Source organism: Dongia soli, from assembly GCF_034044715.1.
GTDB lineage: Bacteria > Pseudomonadota > Alphaproteobacteria > Dongiales > Dongiaceae > Dongia_B > Dongia_B soli.
Genome location: NZ_JAXCLW010000025.1, coordinates 1 through 1,525, shown reverse-complemented (window position 1 = coordinate 1,525; position 1,525 = coordinate 1). Strand labels below are relative to the sequence as shown.

The window sequence follows — 1,525 nt, the reverse complement described above, 5'->3', positions numbered from 1 at the left end:
AAGCTGTCGGCGCTGTCCCATTTCAGCGTATCGTTGCCGGCATCACCGAAGGCCGTATCGGTGCCATCGCCACCGGTGATGATGTCATTGCCATCACCTCCCCGTATCGTATCGTTCCCGGCGCCGCCCCCTATCGTGTCATTGCCACCGCCACCCTGGAGGATATTGGCCGCAGCATTGCCGGTAATGGTGTCCTTGAAGTTCGAGCCGGTCACGTTGGCGATATTGATCAGGGTATCCGCACCCTCGCCGCTGGCGGTGCCGAGCGACAGATCGACGGTCACCGCGGTCGCCGACGCAGTGTAATCCACGGTGTTGGTACCGGATCCACCATCCAGCAGATCATCGCCCAAGCCGCCGCTTAAGGTATCATTGGTGTTGCCGCCGAACAGGCGATCATTGCCGGCACCGCCAACCAGAATGTCGTTACCGACATCGCCATAGATGGAGTCGTTCAGCGCACCACCGGTAATCGTGTCATTGCCGTCATTGCCGTGAAAGGCGGTTTGCACGGGATTATATCCGGCCGCCGCCGCAGCCGCCGCCGTCGCCGGCAGGATGACCGTGTCATTGCCGGCGAGAGCCTCATATTGCGAGCCGGCAAGATAGCTCCCCTTGGTGACGTGATTGAAATCGACATTGTTATCGGCGGTGGAAAACAATGCCGGCTGGGTCGGATTGGATGAGAGTTGAATTTCGTAGATTCGGCCGTCGTTGATGTGCTGCCCGCCATAATCGGCAACATAAAGCGACATCGTGCCCGGATCGTCATTTGGATCGCTGCTCGGCGCGATCAACAGGCCCTTAGGATGGACCGTCGTGCCGCTCAGCGTGTTGGTCATCGTTTCCATGACGGTGATGGTATTCAGGATGGTCTGACCATCCCGGGAGACCACCCAGATATCCCGCGCTGACCCGCCGGTGACGTAGAATACCTGATGCGCGGAATCATAGGCGATCGCCTCCGGGTCGGCGATCGTCGATGGCAGCGTGATCGATTGAACGAGCGTACCGTCGGTCGTGGTCTCGAAAATCGTGCTCGCATTGAGCCCGCCGGTACCGCCCTCCATGATGAACAGATGATCGCTCGCCGGGTCATAGGCGACATCCTCGGCATCGGTCGCATAAGCGCGGGTCGAGAAGAATTTGAGCTGTACGCTGGGGTTGTTGGCGGCGACCTCGAAAATGCCATCCTTGTCGTCATCGCTGATGAAGAGATGGCCATTGTTCGGATTATAGGCGAGCCCGGTCGGCTCATTGGTGAAGCTTGTCAGGCTGGTCGCATGATCGAAGGTCCCGGTCTGCGACAGCGTGAAGAGATTGTTGGTCTTCAGGAAGGGCGATTCATCGACCTCGGAATCCGAAAGGAGCAGCTTGCCCGTCCCCGGCGTCGAGCCAGGAATGAAAGCCAGTCCGGAGGGGTCGGGACTGCCGAAGGCGGTGGTGTCGAATGCATTGACGATGACGGGGTTGGATATCCAGGGCGTTCCGGTTGTGGTCAAAGCGGCCAGCATTGGCGATGCCG

At 59.3% G+C, this 1,525-nt stretch carries 1 pseudogene; it reads right to left on the bottom strand.

Annotated features, from left to right (window positions below):
- A pseudogene (locus SMD27_RS24055) lies at nucleotides 1-1,514 on the bottom strand (hypothetical protein); the annotation flags it as partial.
- Nucleotides 1,515-1,525: the final 11 nt, after the last annotated feature.